Below are 14773 nucleotides of genomic sequence, written 5' to 3' on the forward strand. Positions count from 1 at the left end.
GCCTTTAGTGGTTACTGGGGGAAAGGGTGGCCTGGGAATGGAGATGGAGAAGAAGACGAGCGCCGTCGACTATGCCGACTTCGCCGAGTACGACCGGCGACAGCGCGGCATCGAACGCCACGTTCTCGCGGCCTTCCTCGGAGGGCTGGCCGTCGGCCTTCTCGGCATGTTCGTCACCGACAACGCGCCGGCCCTGCTCGCCGACCTCTACGACCCGTACGTCTACCTCGCGCTGACCATCGCGCTCGGCGCCACGAGCACCGGGTTCGGATGGGCGCTGCTGACCACGTTCCTGGCGACCGTCTCGTCGCTGGTGGCCGCCATGGGCGGCAGCGCGATCCAGGGCCGCTTCAACATCGACGTCGTGGGCGGCGGGCCCGTCGCGCTGAACGTGCTGCTCGTGCTGCTCGTGGGCCTGGGCATGCTCGGCTACCTCACCCGCAGGAACGATCTCTGGGGCGACCTGGCCGCCGGCGGCATCGGCGCCCTGGTGCTGGCCGACGTCATCGACCGGGCGACGCCCGGGTTCCTCGACACCGAGGCCACGTTCTGGCCGGTCCCGGCCGTGGTCGTCGGCGTGCTGACCGTCATGGCCGTGCTGTGGCTGCGCCGTACCACCGTGGGACGGCTGCGCGCGCTGGGGGTCACGGCCGTGCTGGCGGGGCTCTTCGCGTTGTTCGTGACCTGAGCGTGAAGGCGCCGAGGCGGCAAGCCCGCGCGGCGCGGCCCCCCGAGTCGATAGCCTGTAGTCCTTCACTTCCGGGTTCGAGCAAGGAGTAGCCGTGTTGCTGCGCATGTCGTCGTTGTTTCTTCGCACCCTGCGGGACGACCCGGCAGACGCGGAAGTCCCGAGCCACAAGCTCCTGGTCCGCGCCGGCTACGTCCGCCGCGTCGCGCCCGGCATCTACTCCTGGCTGCCCCTGGGCATGCACGTGCTCAAGAACGTCGAGTCGATCGTCCGCGACGAGATGAACAAGATGGGCGGCCAGGAGGTCCTCTTCCCCGCGCTGCTGCCCAGGGAGTACTACGAGGCCACCGGCCGCTGGACCGAGTACGGCGACACGCTCTTCCGCCTCAAGGACCGCAAGGGCGCCGACTACCTGCTCGGCCCCACCCACGAGGAGCTCTTCGCCGACATGGTGAAGGGCGAGTACGCCTCCTACAAGGACTACCCGGTCACGCTCTACCAGATCCAGACGAAGTACCGCGACGAGGCCCGCCCCCGCGCCGGCATCCTGCGCGGCAGGGAGTTCCTGATGAAGGACTCCTACAGCTTCGACCTCGACGACGACGGCCTCAAGCGCTCCTACGAGCAGCACCGCGAGGCCTACATCAAGCTGTTCGACCGGCTCGGCATCCACTACAAGATCGTCTTCGCCACCTCCGGCGCCATGGGCGGCTCGGCCTCCGAGGAGTTCCTGGCCCCCACGCCCACCGGCGAGGACACCTTCGTCGCCTGCCACTCCTGCGGCTACGCCGCCAACGCCGAGGCCGTCACCACCCCCGCGCCCGCCGCGCGCCCGGTGGCGGAGGCCGGCGCCCAGCAGGTGCTCGACACCCCGGACACCCCGACGATCGAGACCCTCGTCGAGCACGTCAACACGGTCCACGGCCTGTCGATCACCGCCGCCGACACCCTCAAGAACATCGTCGTCAAGATCACCACGCCCGGCTCCGACAAGGTCGAGACGCTCATCGTCGGCGTCCCCGGCGACCGCGACGTCGACTTCAAGCGCCTGGAGGCCGCGCTGGCCCCCGGCGAGCCGGCGATCTTCGAGGCCGAGGACTTCGCCAAGCACCCCGGCCTGGTCCGCGGCTACATCGGCCCGCAGGTCCTGAAGGACCTCGGCATCCGCTACCTGGTCGACCCCCGCGTCGTCACCGGCACCGCCTGGGTCACCGGTGCCAACGAGCCCGGCAAGCACGCCGTCGACGTCGTCGCCGGCCGCGACTTCACCCCAGACGGCACCATCGAGGCCGCCGAGGTACGCGCCGGCGACGCCTGCCCGCGCTGCGGCGGCGAACTGTCGATCGACCGCGGCATCGAGATCGGCCACATCTTCCAGCTCGGCCGCAAGTACGCCGACGCCGCCGGCCTCGACGCCCTCGGCCCCGACGGCAAGCCCATCCGCATCACCATGGGCTCCTACGGCGTCGGCGTCTCCCGCGCCGTCGCCGTCATCGCCGAGCAGGCCCACGACCAGCTCGGCCTGGTGTGGCCGCGCGAGGTGGCCCCCGCCGACGTGCACATCGTCGGCACCGGCAAGGAGAACCAGATCGAGGTCGCCCTGCAACTGGCCGACGAACTGACCGCCAAGGGCCTGCGCGTCCTGGTCGACGACCGGGCGGGAGTGTCGCCGGGCGTCAAGTTCAAGGACGCGGAACTGCTGGGCATGCCGACGATCCTGGTGATCGGCCGCGGCCTCTCCTCCGGCGTGGTGGAACTGCGCGACCGCGCCTCCGGCACCAAGGAAGAGATCCCCCTCGCCGAGGCGAGCGCCCGCATCCTCGCCGCCTGCTCCTGACCGTCACGCTCCGGAACTCTCCTCGCCCGGTCGCTCGTTATCAGGGCGTAACCGATCCCGAGGAGGGTTCCATGGGCTGGCACTACCGGAAGTCCATCAAGGTAGGCCCATTCCGCATCAACCTCTCACGCCACGGTGTCGGCCACAGCTTCGGCAACCGCCGCTTCCACATCCAGACGACCCCCGACGGGCGCCGGCACCTTTCCGTCCGCCTGCCCGGTGGGCTCCACGTGACCAAGACCCTGGGGCGCGGCCGTACCCGCCACTACCGCTACTGAGACGGACTGGTGGTGGGGGAGGGGGCCGGCTTGGGCGGGGCGGGCATGCCGGGGAACGCCGGCGCCGAGGGGCGGAAGCCGTAGGAGCGGGTCACCGACTCCTGCATGGCCAGGGCCGCGTACCGGCGCAGGGCCGCGTCCTCGCAGGCGGCCAGTTCGAGGTAGGTCGCGGTGATGCCCTGCTCCACGTGGACCGCCAGGCGGATCGCCTCCGTGGCGTTGCCGGGCGTCACCGGCAGCGCGTAGGAGGGCTCCGGCTCGGCCGGGCGGCCCCGGCGGGCGGTGATGAGGCCGCGTAGCTGGTCGCGGCGGGCCCGGTGGCCGTCGAACGCCGACGTCACCCTGGCCCGCAGCGCGCCCGTCGTCCTCGCGCCGATCAGGCCGTAGGCGTAGACCGCCGCGTGCTCGGCCGCGAGTGCCTTGCGGAGCCGTTCCAGATCGGAGCGGGATGTCTGTGTGGAGAGCGTCATAGGGACCTCGGCAGCGACAGGACGTGCAGGGCCTCGCAGGCGCCGATGCTGGCGATCAGCTGGGAGAGGGCGGGTGAGGCGTCGGCGAGCTGGCGCGGGCGCAGGGCGGCGGCCTTGCGCTCCACGTCGCGCAGCCGCGTCAGAGAGACCTTCGGCGGCGGCGACGGCGGGGTGGTCGGCGGGTTGGTGGGGAGCTTGGCCGCGTCGGGGAAGCGGCGGCGCAGCTCGGCCAGGTGGGCCCGGTGACGCTCGCGGAAGGGCGTCAGCTTCTCGCCGCCCGCGGTGATCAGCGTGGTGTAGAGGCCGATCGTGCGCTCCTTGTCGGCGATCAGCTCGCGCGCCAGGACGTGCTCCGGGTCCTCCGGCTTGGGGGTCGTGGTCTCCGGGGCGCCCGAGCCGCTGCACCCCGCCAGGGCCGTCGCGCCCGCGAGACTCGCCCCGCCCGCGAGAACGGCACGGCGGGACAGTGGACGGCGCACGGGTGAGACCTCCGGGAAACAGGACGCAGACAGCATCGTACGGGCTCGCGCCCGCGATCGCCGCCACCGGCGGCTCGCCACCCGAGCGTGCCGAGTGGCGCTCTTTTCGGGCCCTGGTACGGATAGGGTGTCAACTGTCGTCGCTGGCAGTGCTGCCATGGACGCCGACAGCCGACGGCGAGGTACGCCCGGCTGGAAACATGACAATAGGGGAGGTCGATATGGGCAGCGCATCATCCCGCGACCACCTGATGAAGCTCCTTGAGCCCGTCGTCGCCGCGGAGGGTCTCGATCTGGAGGACGTCACGGTCACGACGGCCGGCAAGCGCCGGTTGCTGCGCGTGGTCGTCGACCGCGACGGCGGCGTGAGCCTCGACGACGTGGCGGAGGTGAGCCAGGCCGTCTCCACCGCCCTCGACGAGGACGATGCGATGGGCGGATCCGCCTACACGCTCGAAGTGTCCTCTCCAGGCGTCGACCGGCCGCTGACGGAGCCGCGCCACTGGCGCCGCGCGGCCAAGCGGCTGGTGAAGGCGGAGCTGCGCGACGGCTCCGTCGTGGAGGGCCGGGTGCTGACCGCCGACGACGCCGGCGTCGACCTCTCCGTTGACGGCGCTGAGCGCCGGCTCGACTATCAGGACCTCACCCGCGGACGGGTGCAGGTGGAATTCCGCCGTCTGGACGACGAAGACCCAGACGGCGACGAAGGCTAAGGGGGAAGCCTCGTGGACATCGACATGAGCGTCCTGCGCAGCCTGGAGCGGGAGAAGGACATCTCCTTCGACCTGGTGGTCAAGGCGATCGAGGACGCGCTGCTGATCGCCTACTTCCGCACCGACGGCGCGGCCCAGAAGGCACGGGCCGAACTCGACCGGCAGACCGGCCACGTCAGCATCTGGGCGGCGGAGCTCGACGAGGAGGGCGAGGTCGTCCGGGAGTTCGACGACACCCCGGGCAACTTCAGCCGCATCGCGGCGACGACCGCCAAGCAGGTGATCCTGCAGCAGCTGCGCGACGCCGAGGACGAGATCAACTTCGGCGAGTTCGCCAGCCGGGAGGGCGAGCTGGTCTCCGGCGTCATCCAGCAGGGCAAGGATCCCCGCGTCGTGCTGGTCGACCTGGGCAAGATCGAGGCCGTGCTCCCGCACAACGAGCAGGTCCCGGGCGAGGACTACGTGCACGGCGAGCGCATCCGCGCCTACGTCGTGCAGGTGAAGAAGGGGCACAAGGGGCCGTCGGTCTCGCTGTCGCGCACGCACCCCGGGCTGGTGAAGAAGCTGTTCGCGCTGGAGGTGCCCGAGATCGCCGACGGCACGGTGGAGATCGCCGCCGTGGCCAGGGAGGCGGGGCACCGTACCAAGATCGCGGTGCGCTCGCGCAAGCCGGGCGTCAACGCCAAGGGCGCCTGCATCGGGCCGATGGGCTCGCGGGTGCGCAACGTGATGACCGAGCTCCACGGCGAGAAGATCGACATCATCGACTGGTCGGAGGACCCCGCGGAGTTCGTGGGGAATGCCCTGTCGCCCGCCCGTGTTTCCAACGTCGAGGTTCTGGATCTGCAGGGGAGGGTCGCGCGCGTCATCGTGCCCGACTACCAGCTCTCGCTGGCCATCGGCAAGGAAGGGCAGAATGCCCGGCTCGCCGCCCGCCTCACGGGATGGCGGATCGACATCCGCTCCGACGCACAGGCAGAGGATGCCGCCGGTTCCGTAGATGCGTCAACACGGTAAGCTGGAATATGGTGGCCTGGCAGCCCCGCAGAGAACATGTGTGGGCTGCAGGGTTCGCACGGCTAAGTCCGAGCTGCTCCGATTGGTGCTGGTTGAGGATCACATAGTCCCCGACCTGCGAGGACGGCTTCCCGGCCGGGGTGCATCGCTGCATCCCGACCTGAGCTGTCTGGAGCTTGCCGAGCGTCGCCGAGCGTTTCCGCGCGCGTTCCGCGTGCCGGGGCCGCTTGACGTCTCGCGTGTGCGGGCGCACCTGAAAGAGGAGAACCACGAAATGTCATGTAGGACGCCGAGTTGATGGGCGGAGTCAGATTGCTATGAGCGCCTGATGAGCACGCGGCGATGAAGACGTCAAGGTAGCGACGGTCCGGACGGCACAGCCAGCCTCCCGGGCCGAGTAAGGGAGTGCAGTGGCGAAGGTCCGGGTATACGAGCTCGCTAAGGAGTTCGGCGTCGAGAGCAAGGTCGTCATGGCCAAGCTCCAGGAGATGGGGGAGTTCGTCCGTTCGGCGTCCTCCACCATCGAGGCGCCGGTGGTCCGCAGGCTCACCGAAGCTCTGGGCGCATCGAAGGGTGGGTCCAGTAAGGGCGGCGGTTCGTCGTCCAACAAGCCGCAGCCGCCAAGGGCTGCTCCTCGGCCGGCTGACAGCCAAGCCGGCAACGGCGCTGAGTCGCCGATTCCATCAGCCCCGCGTCCGGGGCCCAAGCCTGGTCCGGCTCCCAAGCCGGGCCCGCGCCCTGGTCCGGTTCCGATGCCGCACCAGCCGCAGCCCGAAGCTCCGCGCTCCGAGGCTCCGCAGGCGCATTTCGACAGTGGCACCAGTGCCCCGAGCGCTCCGAGTGCTCCGAGCACCCCGAGCGGGCCCTCCGGCTCGCGGCCGGCTCCCGGCCCGCGCCCCGGTCCCGCCGCCCGTCCCGGGCCCGGCGGGCCGAAGCCCGGTCCCGCGTCCCGTCCCGGTGGATCCGGCGGCGAGCGCGGTGGCGAGCGTCCTTCCGGCGGTGACCGTCAGTCCGGCGGCGACCGTCAGTCCGGCCCGCGCCCAGGCGCCCAGTCCGGCGGTGGCCCGCGTCCGGGCCCCGGTGGACCCAAGCCGGGTCCGCGCGGCCCGCGTCCTGGCAACAACCCGTTCTCGTCCAACGCCAGCGGCATGGGCCAGTCCCGTCCGCCGCGTCCCGGTGGCGACCGCCCCGGCCGCGACGGTGGTCAGGGTGGCCCGCGCGACCGTCGTGACGGTCCGCCGCGCGACGGCGCCGGTCCGCGTCCGCCGCAGGGCCGTCCCGGTCCCGCGGGTGCCGCGGGTCCGCGTCCCGGCCCGCCCGGTGCGGCCGGTCCGCGTCCGGGTCCCGGCGCCGGTGGCCCGCGTCCCGGCGGTCCGCGTCCCAACCCGATGATGATGCCGCAGGGTCGTCCCGCCGGTCCCGGTGGTGGCGGCGGTGGCGGTGGCGGTCGTCCCGGTGGGGGCGGCGGTCGTCCCGGCGGCGGTGGCGGCGGTGGCGGTCGTCCTGGTGGCGGCGGCGGTCGTCCCGGTGGCGGCGGCGGTTTCGCCGGTCGTCCCGGTGGCGGCGGCGGCGCCGGTCCGCGCACGGGCACCGGTGGTCCCGGTGGCGGTGGCGGCGGCTTCGCCGGTCGTCCCGGTGGCGGTGGCCGCGGTCGTGGTGGCGGCACCGCCGGCGCCTTCGGCCGTCCCGGTGGCCGTCCCACGCGTGGGCGCAAGTCCAAGCGGCAGAGGCGCCAGGAGTTCGACAACATGTCGGCGCCGGCGATCGGCGGCGTGCAGGTCGCTCGTGGCAACGGTGCGACGATCCGCCTTCCGCGCGGTGCGTCGCTGTCCGACTTCGCCGACCGCATCGGCGCGAACCCCGCCTCGCTCGTGCAGATCATGCTGCACCTGGGCGAGATGGTGACCGCGACGCAGTCGGTCAACGAGGACGCCCTGCAGCTTCTGGGCCAGGAACTGGACTACAACATCCAGGTCGTCAGCCCGGAGGAGGAGGATCGCGAGATCCTCGAGGCCTTCGACATCGAGTTCGGCGAGGACGAGGGCGACGAGGCCGACCTGGCCGCGCGTCCGCCCGTCGTGACCGTCATGGGTCACGTCGACCACGGTAAGACGAAGCTGCTCGACGCCATCCGCAAGACCAACATGGTGGCCCGCGAGGCCGGTGGCATCACCCAGCACATCGGTGCCTACCAGGTCGGCGCCACGCATGAGGGCGAAGACCGGAAGATCACCTTCATCGACACCCCGGGTCACGAGGCGTTCACCGCCATGCGTGCCCGTGGTGCCAAGGCCACCGACATCGCGGTGCTGGTGGTCGCGGCCGACGACGGTGTGAAGCCGCAGACCATCGAGGCGCTCAACCACGCCCAGGCGGCGGACGTGCCGATCGTGGTCGCGGTCAACAAGGTCGACAAGGAGGGCGCCGACCCCAACAAGGTCCGTGCCCAGCTCACCGAGTACGGCCTGGTGGCGGAGGAGTACGGCGGCTCGACGCTGTTCGTGGACATCTCCGCGAAGAACGGCACCGGGATCGACCAGCTCCTGGAGGCGATCATCCTGACCGCCGACGCCGAGCTCGACCTGCGCGCCAACCCGACGATGGACGCTCAGGGCATCGCGATCGAAGCGCACCTCGACAAGGGGCGCGGTCCGGTGGCGACCGTCCTGGTCCAGCGCGGCACGCTGCGCGTCGGCGACTCCATCGTCTGCGGCGAGGCCTTCGGCCGCGTCCGGGCGCTGCTCGACGACAACATGGAGCCGGTCGAAGAGGCCGACCCGTCGCGTCCGGTCCTGGTCATGGGTCTGACGGCCGTGCCGAGCGCCGGTGACAACTTCATCGTGGTCACCGACGACCGGATGGCTCGCCAGATCGCCCAGCAGCGGGCCGCGCGCAAGCGCAGCGCCGACATGGCCAAGTCCTCGCGCCGCCGTACCCTCGAAGAGCTCTTCAGTGACCTTGAGAAGGGTCGCGTCGACGAGCTCAAGCTCATCATCAAGGGTGACGTGTCCGGTTCGGTGGAGGCCCTGGAAGACGCCCTGCTCAAGATCGACGTTGGCGACGAGGTCAGGCTCCGTGTCCTGCACCGCGCCGTCGGCGCCATCACCGAGTACGACGTCAACCTGGCCGTGGCCGACGACAACGCGGTCATCATCGGCTTCAACGTCCGGCCTGAGCCCCGGGCGCGCGACCTCGCCGAGCGCGAGGGCGTCGACATCCGCTACTACTCGGTCATCTACCAGGCGATCGAGGAGATCGAAGCGGCACTCAAGGGCATGCTCAAGCCCGAGTTCGAAGAGGTGCAGATGGGCACCGCCGAAGTCCGCGAGGTCTTCAAGGTGCCGAAGATCGGCAACGTCGCCGGTTCGCTGGTCCGTTCGGGCGTCATCGTCCGCAACAGCAAGGCCAGGATCATCCGCGACGGTGTCGTGGTCGCCGACAACCTCACGGTGTCGTCGCTGCGCCGCTTCAAGGACGACGCGACCGAGGTCCGCGAGGGCTTCGAGTGCGGTATCGGTGTCGGCTACAACGACATCAAGCTCGACGACGTCATCGAGACGTTCGAGATGCGGGAGAAGCCGCGCGCGTAACACGCGGCCGGGCGCCCGGCGGACCATCCGCCGGGCGCCTCTCGCGCGCCCGGCGGGCTTTTCCACCGCAGCGGAGCCGGACGCGCGTTCTGAACTCGAGCGAAGCGGTGGTTGCCAACGATGTATGTGGGTGCTCTGACCCTGGACATCCTGCTCGGCGACGTGCGTTCGCTGAAGCAGAAGCGATCTGTCGTGCGGCCTCTGGTCGCCGAGGTTCTGCGGCGCTACCCCAGTGCCGCCGCGGCCGAGACCGGCCACCTCGATCTGCACCGGCGCGCGGAGATCGGCATCGCCGTCGTCTCCGCCTCCGCCGGCAACTGCAAAGAGGTGCTGGACGCCTGCGAACGGCTGGTGGCCTACCGCCCTGAGATCGAGCTGCTGTCCGCCCGGCAGCGGATCTACAACGACGAAGAGTAAGACAAAGGGGGACTGACATGGTCGACGCCGCACGAGCGCGTAAGCTCGCCGACCGCATCCAGCAGATCGTCGCCGAGATGCTGGAGCGGCGGATCAAGGACCCACGCCTCGGCTTCGTGACCGTGACCGACACGCGGATCACCGCCGACCTGCGCGAGGCCACGGTCTTCTACACGGTCTTCGGCTCCGAGGCCGAGCGGGCCGACAGCGCCGCCGCGCTGGAGAGCGCCAAGGGCATCATCCGCTCGGAGGTCGGCAAGCAGACCGGCGTGCGCTTCACGCCGACGCTGACGTTCAAGCACGACCCGCTGCCCGACAGCGCCCGCCAGCTCGACGACCTGATCAACGCTGCCCGTGCCAAGGACCAGGAACTGGCCCGCCAGGCCGAGAACGCCGCCTACGCCGGCGAACCCGACCCCTACAAGAAGCCCGACGCGGAGGACGAGGAAGAGGACGAACCCTCTGGCCGCGCAGGGCACCCGACGACATGACGCCCGACGTGCGCGACAGGACGGACCGCCCGGGGGCCCCGCCCCCGGCTCCTCCTCCCGATGACGGTACGGCGGACCGTCCCGGTCACCAGGCCGTGGGGGAGACGGCCTGGACCCGGGTGCTCACGCTGATCGAGCAGGCCGACGAGGTGGCACTGGCCTGCCACGTCTCGCCCGACGGGGACGCGCTCGGCTCGATGCTGGCCGTCGGCGCCGTGCTGCGTTCGCTGGGCAAGAAGGTCGTGGCCTCCTTCGGCGACCGGCGGTTCTCGGTGCCGAGGCTGCTGCGCTTCCTGCCCGGCCAGGACCTGCTGGTGCCGCCCGCCGCCTTTCCCGCCGAGCCCGAGCTGATGATCACGTTCGACTCGTCCACGCTCGACCGGCTCGGACTGCTGTCCGCCAACGCGGGCAAGGCGCGCGAGGTCGTGGTGATCGACCATCATCCGTCCAACACCGGGTTCGGCACGGTCAGCCTCATCGACCCTGACGTGGCGGCGACCGCCGTACTGGCCGAGCAGCTCATCTACCGGCTCGGCGGCACGCTCGACCGCGACGTGGCGACGTGCCTGTACGCCGGGCTGGTGACCGACACCGGCTCCTTCCGCCACTCCTCGACCACCCCGGCCGCGCACGAGATGGCGGCCAGGCTCGTGGCGACCGGGCTGCGGACCGACGAGATCGCGCGGGAGCTGTGGGACCGCTCGCCGTTCGGCTACCTCAAGGTGCTCGCGGCCGCCCTCGACCGGGTCACGCTGGAGGACGGGCTGGTCTGGACGTCGGTCACCCACCTCGACCGGGCCTCGTACGGCCTGCCGTACGAGGAGGTGGAGGCCATCATCGACGTGATCAGGCGCACCGACGAGGCCGAGGTCGCGGTCGTGCTCAAGGAGGATGACCTGGGGGCCTGGCAGGTGTCGACGCGTTCCAAGGGCGCGGTGGACGTGGCGGCGATCTGCTCGGCGCTGGGCGGCGGCGGCCACCGCAGCGCGGCCGGCTTCACCTCCCACGACAGCGTCGAGACGACCATGAACAGGATCCGGGCACTACTTCCGAGGAAGGCTTGATGGCCGAGAGCGGCTTGATCATCGTGGACAAGCCGGCCGAGTGGACCTCGCACGACGTCGTCGGCAAGCTGCGCCGGATCGCCGGCACCCGGCGGGTCGGCCACGCGGGCACGCTGGACCCGATGGCGACGGGCGTGCTGGTGATCGGCGTGGAGAAGGCGACCCGGCTGCTGGGGCACCTGGCGCTGACCGAGAAGGTGTACGAGGCGACGATCCGGCTGGGCGCCACGACCAACACCGACGACGCCGAGGGCGAGGTGCTGACCTCTGCCTCGGCCGCCGGAGTGGCCCAGGAGGCGGTGCTGGCCGGGGTCGCGGCGCTGAGCGGGCCGATCATGCAGGTGCCGCCGCAGGTCAGCGCGATCAAGGTGAACGGCGAGCGCGCCTACAAGCGGGTGCGGGCCGGTGAGGACGTGGAGCTGAAGGCGCGGCCGGTGACGGTGCACGCCTTCGAGGTGACCGGGGTGCGGTACTCGGGTGACGTCGTGGACGTCGACGCCACGGTGCGGTGCTCGTCCGGGACCTACATCCGCTCGCTGGCCCGGGACCTGGGCGCCGGGCTCGGGGTGGGCGGGCATCTCACGTATCTGCGGCGTACCCGGGTGGGGCCGTATGACCTGTCCCTCGCGCGGACCGTTGAGCAGTTGGCCGAGTCGTGCGTGGTGCTGCCGATCGGGGAGGCCGTTTCGGCCGCCTTTCCCCGGATGGACGTGACGGCCGAGCAGGCTCGGGTGATCTCGCATGGGGGGCGGGTTGCCTCCGTGGGGCTGGGTGCTGGGCCTATCGGGGTGTTCGGGCCGGAGGGGGAACTGCTGGCGCTCGTGGAAGAGCAGGGCAACAGCGCCAAACCCCTCGCCGTCTTCGCCTGACCCCCTCCCAACCACCCAACCGGTCGCCATCCGGCCGGCCAGCAGCCTCATCACCGCTCGGCGGCCTTCACCGTTTTCCTGGCGGCCTTGCCACCGGCTTCCGGCAGGAGGCTGCTCGGGCGAGGCAGAGCAGGGGCAGGCGGGTGCCGGGTATGCCTGGCCCCGGGCCATGGGCTTGTGGCGTGTGGCTCGGGTGGGGAGGGTGGTTGGGTTAGGCGGGCTTTTTGGCGATCAGGATGTCGCGGACGATGGCCTGGTCGACCCAGTGTTCAAAGTCGGGGAATTTCTGGACTTCGAGACTGCTGGCTTCAAGGATCGCGGCCAGGTCGTCGCGGGTTCCGCCGTAGGTGTTCCAGGAGATGCCCATCGCGCCCCCCGGCTTCAGCAGCTCGGCCCAGACCGGCACCGCCTTGCGGATCAGCTCCAGCGGGCTCCTGGACAACGCGCTGCCACCGCTGCGGCTGCCGTGCTGCACGCCGTACGGGGCATCCGTGGCGATGACGTCGAAGGTGCGGGGCTTGAAGAAGTCGCGCCCGCGCAGTGTGTCGGCGCTGACCACGCCCACCCGCTGCGTGTCGCCGCCCTTGAACGCCTCCTTGGTCGCCGCGAACGAGACGTTGAACCGGCGCCCGATCAGCGCGCGTTCGCGCCGGACCGGCACCGTCTCGGCGGTGTGCTTGAGCCGCCGGTCACGCAGCCACTTCTTCAGGAACCCTGAGTACGCCTCGAAGTCCTTGGCGTCCAGGTCCATGCCGTAGGCGTCGTAGCCGTACATGAGCGCCTGGTTGAGCGTGGTGCCGCGCCCGCACATCGGGTCGAACACCGACAGATGCCCGTCGAGCGCGAAGTCGGAGGCGAGGACGGTCACGTTCAGCAGGAGCTTGGTGAAGTGCTCGTTGGTCTTGCCCGCGTACTTCTGGATGGTGATCAGGTCGCTGCTCAGCCGGTCGAGCGGGGTCACGGTCAGCGGGCGCAGCAGGTCGCCCTCCATGCCGAACAGCGCGTAGGCCGACGACAGGTTCGACAGCAGCGCCACGTCGCCCCCGGACAGGGGCGCGGTGGTCTCGAAGCAGATGTACGGCACGCCGCCGACGACCGCCTCCTCCACCCCCGACACCTCGCCCTCCAGCGCCCGGAGCCCGAAGACCTCCAGCTCGGATCGGGTCAGACGGACGGAGGCCTCACCGTAGACCCGGTTGAAGGCAGGCAGGATCAGCAGTGCGTATCGAGGCATGGTGCGACCGATGTTACCCCTCGATTGCCGGTAGTCCCGGCGGGCATGGCAGGCTTGTCGCTGACCAACTCGTCACGGGATACGAATGGGGCCGGGCGTGCAGCGTTCTGGAGGGTCCGTCGTCACGATCGGCGTGTTCGACGGCGTGCACCGCGGGCACCGGCGGGTGGTTTCACGGGCCGTCGAGGTCGCTGAGGAGCGCGGCCTGCGCTCGGTCGCCCTGACCTTCGAGCCGCACCCGGCGGAAGTGGTCAGGCCGGGCTCGCATCCGCCCCGGCTCACGAGCGCGCGCCGTCGCGCCGAACTGCTGACCGAGCTTGGCGTGGACGCGGTGGAGGTGCTGGAGTTCTCACTGGACGTCTCGCGGCTGACCCCGGCCGACTTCGCCGAGCAGGTGCTGGCCGACCGGCTGCGGGCGGTGAGCGTCGTGGTGGGGGCGAACTTCGCGTTCGGTCACAAGGCGGCGGGTGATGTGGAGACGCTCCGGGCGCTCGGCGAGAAGTACGATTTTTCGGTAGAAGTCGTGCCGCTGGTGGAGGGCGTCAGCTCGACCGCGATCAGGGAACTGCTGGCCGGCGGCGACGTCGCCACCGCCGCCCACGAGCTCGGGCGGCCCCACAGGGTGGAGGGCGTGGTGGTGCGCGGGTACCAGCGCGGGCGCCAGCTCGGCTTCCCCACCGCCAACGTGGAGACCCCGCCGCACACCGCCATCCCGGCCGACGGCGTGTACGCGGGCTGGCTGCAGTGCGTGGCCGTGGGGAACCTGCCCGCGCTGTACGAGGGCTGCCGCTGGCCGGCCGCCATCTCGGTGGGCACCAATCCCACCTTCGAGGGCGTGCCGCGTACCGTCGAGGCGTACGCGCTGGATCGCGACGACCTTGAGCTGTACGGCGCGCACGTCGCGGTCGACTTCGCGGCCAGGCTGCGCGGCAACACCAAGTTCGACTCCATCGAGGCGCTGGTCGCCCAGATCCACGCCGACGTGGACGAAGCCCGCAGACTCACGGCCTGACCTTGGCACGTGAGATCACGCGGAGTACGCACCCCTTCAACTGGTGGTAGCCTGTGGTGTCGGCTCTGTATCGGCGGCGCCTCGCGCTGCCTTGAGAGGCCTTCGCTGCGGCGACTGTAGGCACGCACGGTCGTTCGCATCATTCGAACCATTCACCGCGTGTCCGTAGATTGAAGGAGAGCCGTGTCCCTCGACACCGCTGCCAAGAAGGCAATCATCGCCGAGTACGCGACCATTGAAGGCGACACCGGGTCGCCCGAGGTGCAGATCGCGCTGCTCAGCAAGCGCATCAGCGAGCTCACCGAGCACCTGAAGACGCACAAGCACGACCACCACAGCCGTCGTGGCCTGCTTCTGCTCGTCGGTCGCCGGCGCCGCCTGCTGAAGTACCTGCAGAACACCGACATCCAGCGCTACCGTTCGCTCATCGAGCGGCTCGGCCTGCGTCGATAGAATGGTGAGGGAGCGGCCGAGCGGCCGCTCCCTTCTCATATCGGCCCCGGCGCGTCGCGCCGGGCCGGACAACTGAACATCAGAGACACTGAGAGCCCCCGCGTCCGTCAAGCACCATGCGACCCGCGACGCCTGCGGGCCGGTCCTCGGTAGTGGCTTCC

The 14773-nt window shown here is 70.6% G+C and carries 16 protein-coding genes; 13 read left to right on the plus strand and 3 right to left on the minus strand.

Annotation, left to right across the window (positions count from 1 at the left end; genetic code table 11):
- The first annotated feature begins 37 nt into the window (after nt 1-37).
- The 3 genes from ACFWY5_RS29170 to ACFWY5_RS29180 all read left to right on the plus strand — a co-directional run bounded on the left by ACFWY5_RS29170 (nt 38) and on the right by ACFWY5_RS29180 (nt 2803).
- A complete protein-coding gene (locus ACFWY5_RS29170; protein ID WP_379618078.1) occupies nt 38-688 on the plus strand; it encodes a hypothetical protein in 651 nt (216 codons plus the stop codon).
- A 94-nt stretch (nt 689-782) separates the two neighbouring features.
- On the plus strand, nt 783-2525 hold the full coding sequence (locus ACFWY5_RS29175) for a proline--tRNA ligase (RefSeq protein WP_379635643.1): 1743 nt from the start codon (nt 783-785) through the stop codon (nt 2523-2525).
- 71 nt (nt 2526-2596) lie between these two features.
- Nucleotides 2597-2803 carry a DUF4236 domain-containing protein gene (locus ACFWY5_RS29180; RefSeq protein ID WP_184967012.1) on the plus strand — a complete coding sequence of 69 codons (207 nt, stop codon included), beginning with the start codon at nt 2597-2599 and terminating at the stop codon, nt 2801-2803.
- On the opposite strand, the gene ACFWY5_RS29185 is transcribed toward ACFWY5_RS29180, so the two are convergent.
- Nucleotides 2797-3273, minus strand: coding sequence for a ferritin-like domain-containing protein (locus ACFWY5_RS29185; protein ID WP_379635645.1), 477 nt, complete (start codon nt 3271-3273; stop codon nt 2797-2799). The two genes, ACFWY5_RS29180 and ACFWY5_RS29185, sit on opposite strands and share 7 nt — an antisense overlap.
- Nucleotides 3270-3752, minus strand: coding sequence for a hypothetical protein (locus tag ACFWY5_RS29190; protein ID WP_379635647.1), 483 nt, complete (start codon nt 3750-3752; stop codon nt 3270-3272). Before ACFWY5_RS29190 ends, ACFWY5_RS29185 begins: the two co-directional genes overlap by 4 nt.
- 221 nt (nt 3753-3973) lie before the next feature.
- Here ACFWY5_RS29190 and rimP point away from each other — a divergent pair, with 221 nt between their 5' ends.
- The 8 genes from rimP to truB all read left to right on the plus strand — a co-directional run bounded on the left by rimP (nt 3974) and on the right by truB (nt 11913).
- The gene (gene rimP, locus ACFWY5_RS29195; protein WP_379618087.1) at nt 3974-4465 is read left to right on the plus strand and encodes a ribosome maturation factor RimP; all 492 of its coding nucleotides are present in this window, start codon (nt 3974-3976) and stop codon (nt 4463-4465) included.
- 12 nt (nt 4466-4477) lie between these two features.
- Complete coding sequence (nusA, locus tag ACFWY5_RS29200; protein WP_379618089.1) at nt 4478-5482, plus strand: transcription termination factor NusA; 1005 nt, start codon at nt 4478-4480, stop codon at nt 5480-5482.
- Entirely contained in the window at nt 5466-5780 is a 315-nt protein-coding gene (locus tag ACFWY5_RS29205) for a YlxR family protein (protein WP_379635649.1), read from the plus strand. The genes nusA and ACFWY5_RS29205 overlap by 17 nt, the downstream gene beginning before the upstream one ends.
- A gap of 112 nt (nt 5781-5892) precedes the next feature.
- Nucleotides 5893-9072, plus strand: coding sequence for a translation initiation factor IF-2 (gene infB / locus ACFWY5_RS29210; protein ID WP_379618093.1), 3180 nt, complete (start codon nt 5893-5895; stop codon nt 9070-9072).
- A gap of 120 nt (nt 9073-9192) precedes the next feature.
- Entirely contained in the window at nt 9193-9489 is a 297-nt protein-coding gene (locus tag ACFWY5_RS29215) for a DUF503 domain-containing protein (RefSeq protein WP_379618095.1), read from the plus strand.
- A gap of 17 nt (nt 9490-9506) precedes the next feature.
- Nucleotides 9507-9980: a 30S ribosome-binding factor RbfA gene (gene rbfA / locus ACFWY5_RS29220; protein ID WP_379618097.1), complete on the plus strand. Its 474-nt coding sequence runs from the start codon at nt 9507-9509 to the stop codon at nt 9978-9980.
- Nucleotides 9981-9988: 8 nt separating this feature from the next.
- Nucleotides 9989-11044: a bifunctional oligoribonuclease/PAP phosphatase NrnA gene (locus ACFWY5_RS29225; RefSeq protein ID WP_379635651.1), complete on the plus strand. Its 1056-nt coding sequence runs from the start codon at nt 9989-9991 to the stop codon at nt 11042-11044.
- Entirely contained in the window at nt 11044-11913 is an 870-nt protein-coding gene (truB, locus tag ACFWY5_RS29230) for a tRNA pseudouridine(55) synthase TruB (protein ID WP_379635653.1), read from the plus strand. The genes ACFWY5_RS29225 and truB overlap by 1 nt, the downstream gene beginning before the upstream one ends.
- A 211-nt stretch (nt 11914-12124) precedes the next feature.
- Here truB and ACFWY5_RS29235 read toward each other — a convergent pair whose 3' ends face one another.
- Entirely contained in the window at nt 12125-13147 is a 1023-nt protein-coding gene (locus tag ACFWY5_RS29235) for a TRM11 family SAM-dependent methyltransferase (protein WP_379635655.1), read from the minus strand.
- An 85-nt stretch (nt 13148-13232) separates the two neighbouring features.
- Here ACFWY5_RS29235 and ACFWY5_RS29240 point away from each other — a divergent pair, with 85 nt between their 5' ends.
- Both ACFWY5_RS29240 and rpsO read left to right on the plus strand, forming a co-directional pair.
- Complete coding sequence (locus tag ACFWY5_RS29240; RefSeq protein ID WP_379618105.1) at nt 13233-14159, plus strand: bifunctional riboflavin kinase/FAD synthetase; 927 nt, start codon at nt 13233-13235, stop codon at nt 14157-14159.
- Between the two features lie 183 nt (nt 14160-14342).
- Entirely contained in the window at nt 14343-14612 is a 270-nt protein-coding gene (rpsO, locus tag ACFWY5_RS29245; RefSeq protein WP_184966993.1) for a 30S ribosomal protein S15, read from the plus strand.
- Nucleotides 14613-14773 lie beyond the last annotated feature (161 nt).

The organism is Nonomuraea sp. NPDC059007 (genome assembly GCF_042740555.1).
Classification (GTDB): domain Bacteria; phylum Actinomycetota; class Actinomycetes; order Streptosporangiales; family Streptosporangiaceae; genus Nonomuraea.

What these genes read in the sequence shown, in the direction of transcription:
- ACFWY5_RS29180 (WP_184967012.1), top strand. Translation starts at nt 2,597, where the DNA reads ATGGGCTGGCACTACCGGAAGTCCATCAAGGTAGGCCCATTCCGCATC.
- truB (WP_379635653.1), top strand. Translation starts at nt 11,044, where the DNA reads ATGGCCGAGAGCGGCTTGATCATCGTGGACAAGCCGGCCGAGTGGACC.
- ACFWY5_RS29215 (WP_379618095.1), top strand. Translation starts at nt 9,193, where the DNA reads ATGTATGTGGGTGCTCTGACCCTGGACATCCTGCTCGGCGACGTGCGT.
- ACFWY5_RS29185 (WP_379635645.1), bottom strand. Translation starts at nt 3,273, where the DNA reads ATGACGCTCTCCACACAGACATCCCGCTCCGATCTGGAACGGCTCCGC.
- rimP (WP_379618087.1), top strand. Translation starts at nt 3,974, where the DNA reads ATGGGCAGCGCATCATCCCGCGACCACCTGATGAAGCTCCTTGAGCCC.
- ACFWY5_RS29170 (WP_379618078.1), top strand. Translation starts at nt 38, where the DNA reads ATGGAGATGGAGAAGAAGACGAGCGCCGTCGACTATGCCGACTTCGCC.
- ACFWY5_RS29205 (WP_379635649.1), top strand. Translation starts at nt 5,466, where the DNA reads ATGCGTCAACACGGTAAGCTGGAATATGGTGGCCTGGCAGCCCCGCAG.
- ACFWY5_RS29235 (WP_379635655.1), bottom strand. Translation starts at nt 13,147, where the DNA reads ATGCCTCGATACGCACTGCTGATCCTGCCTGCCTTCAACCGGGTCTAC.
- rbfA (WP_379618097.1), top strand. Translation starts at nt 9,507, where the DNA reads ATGGTCGACGCCGCACGAGCGCGTAAGCTCGCCGACCGCATCCAGCAG.
- ACFWY5_RS29240 (WP_379618105.1), top strand. Translation starts at nt 13,233, where the DNA reads ATGGGGCCGGGCGTGCAGCGTTCTGGAGGGTCCGTCGTCACGATCGGC.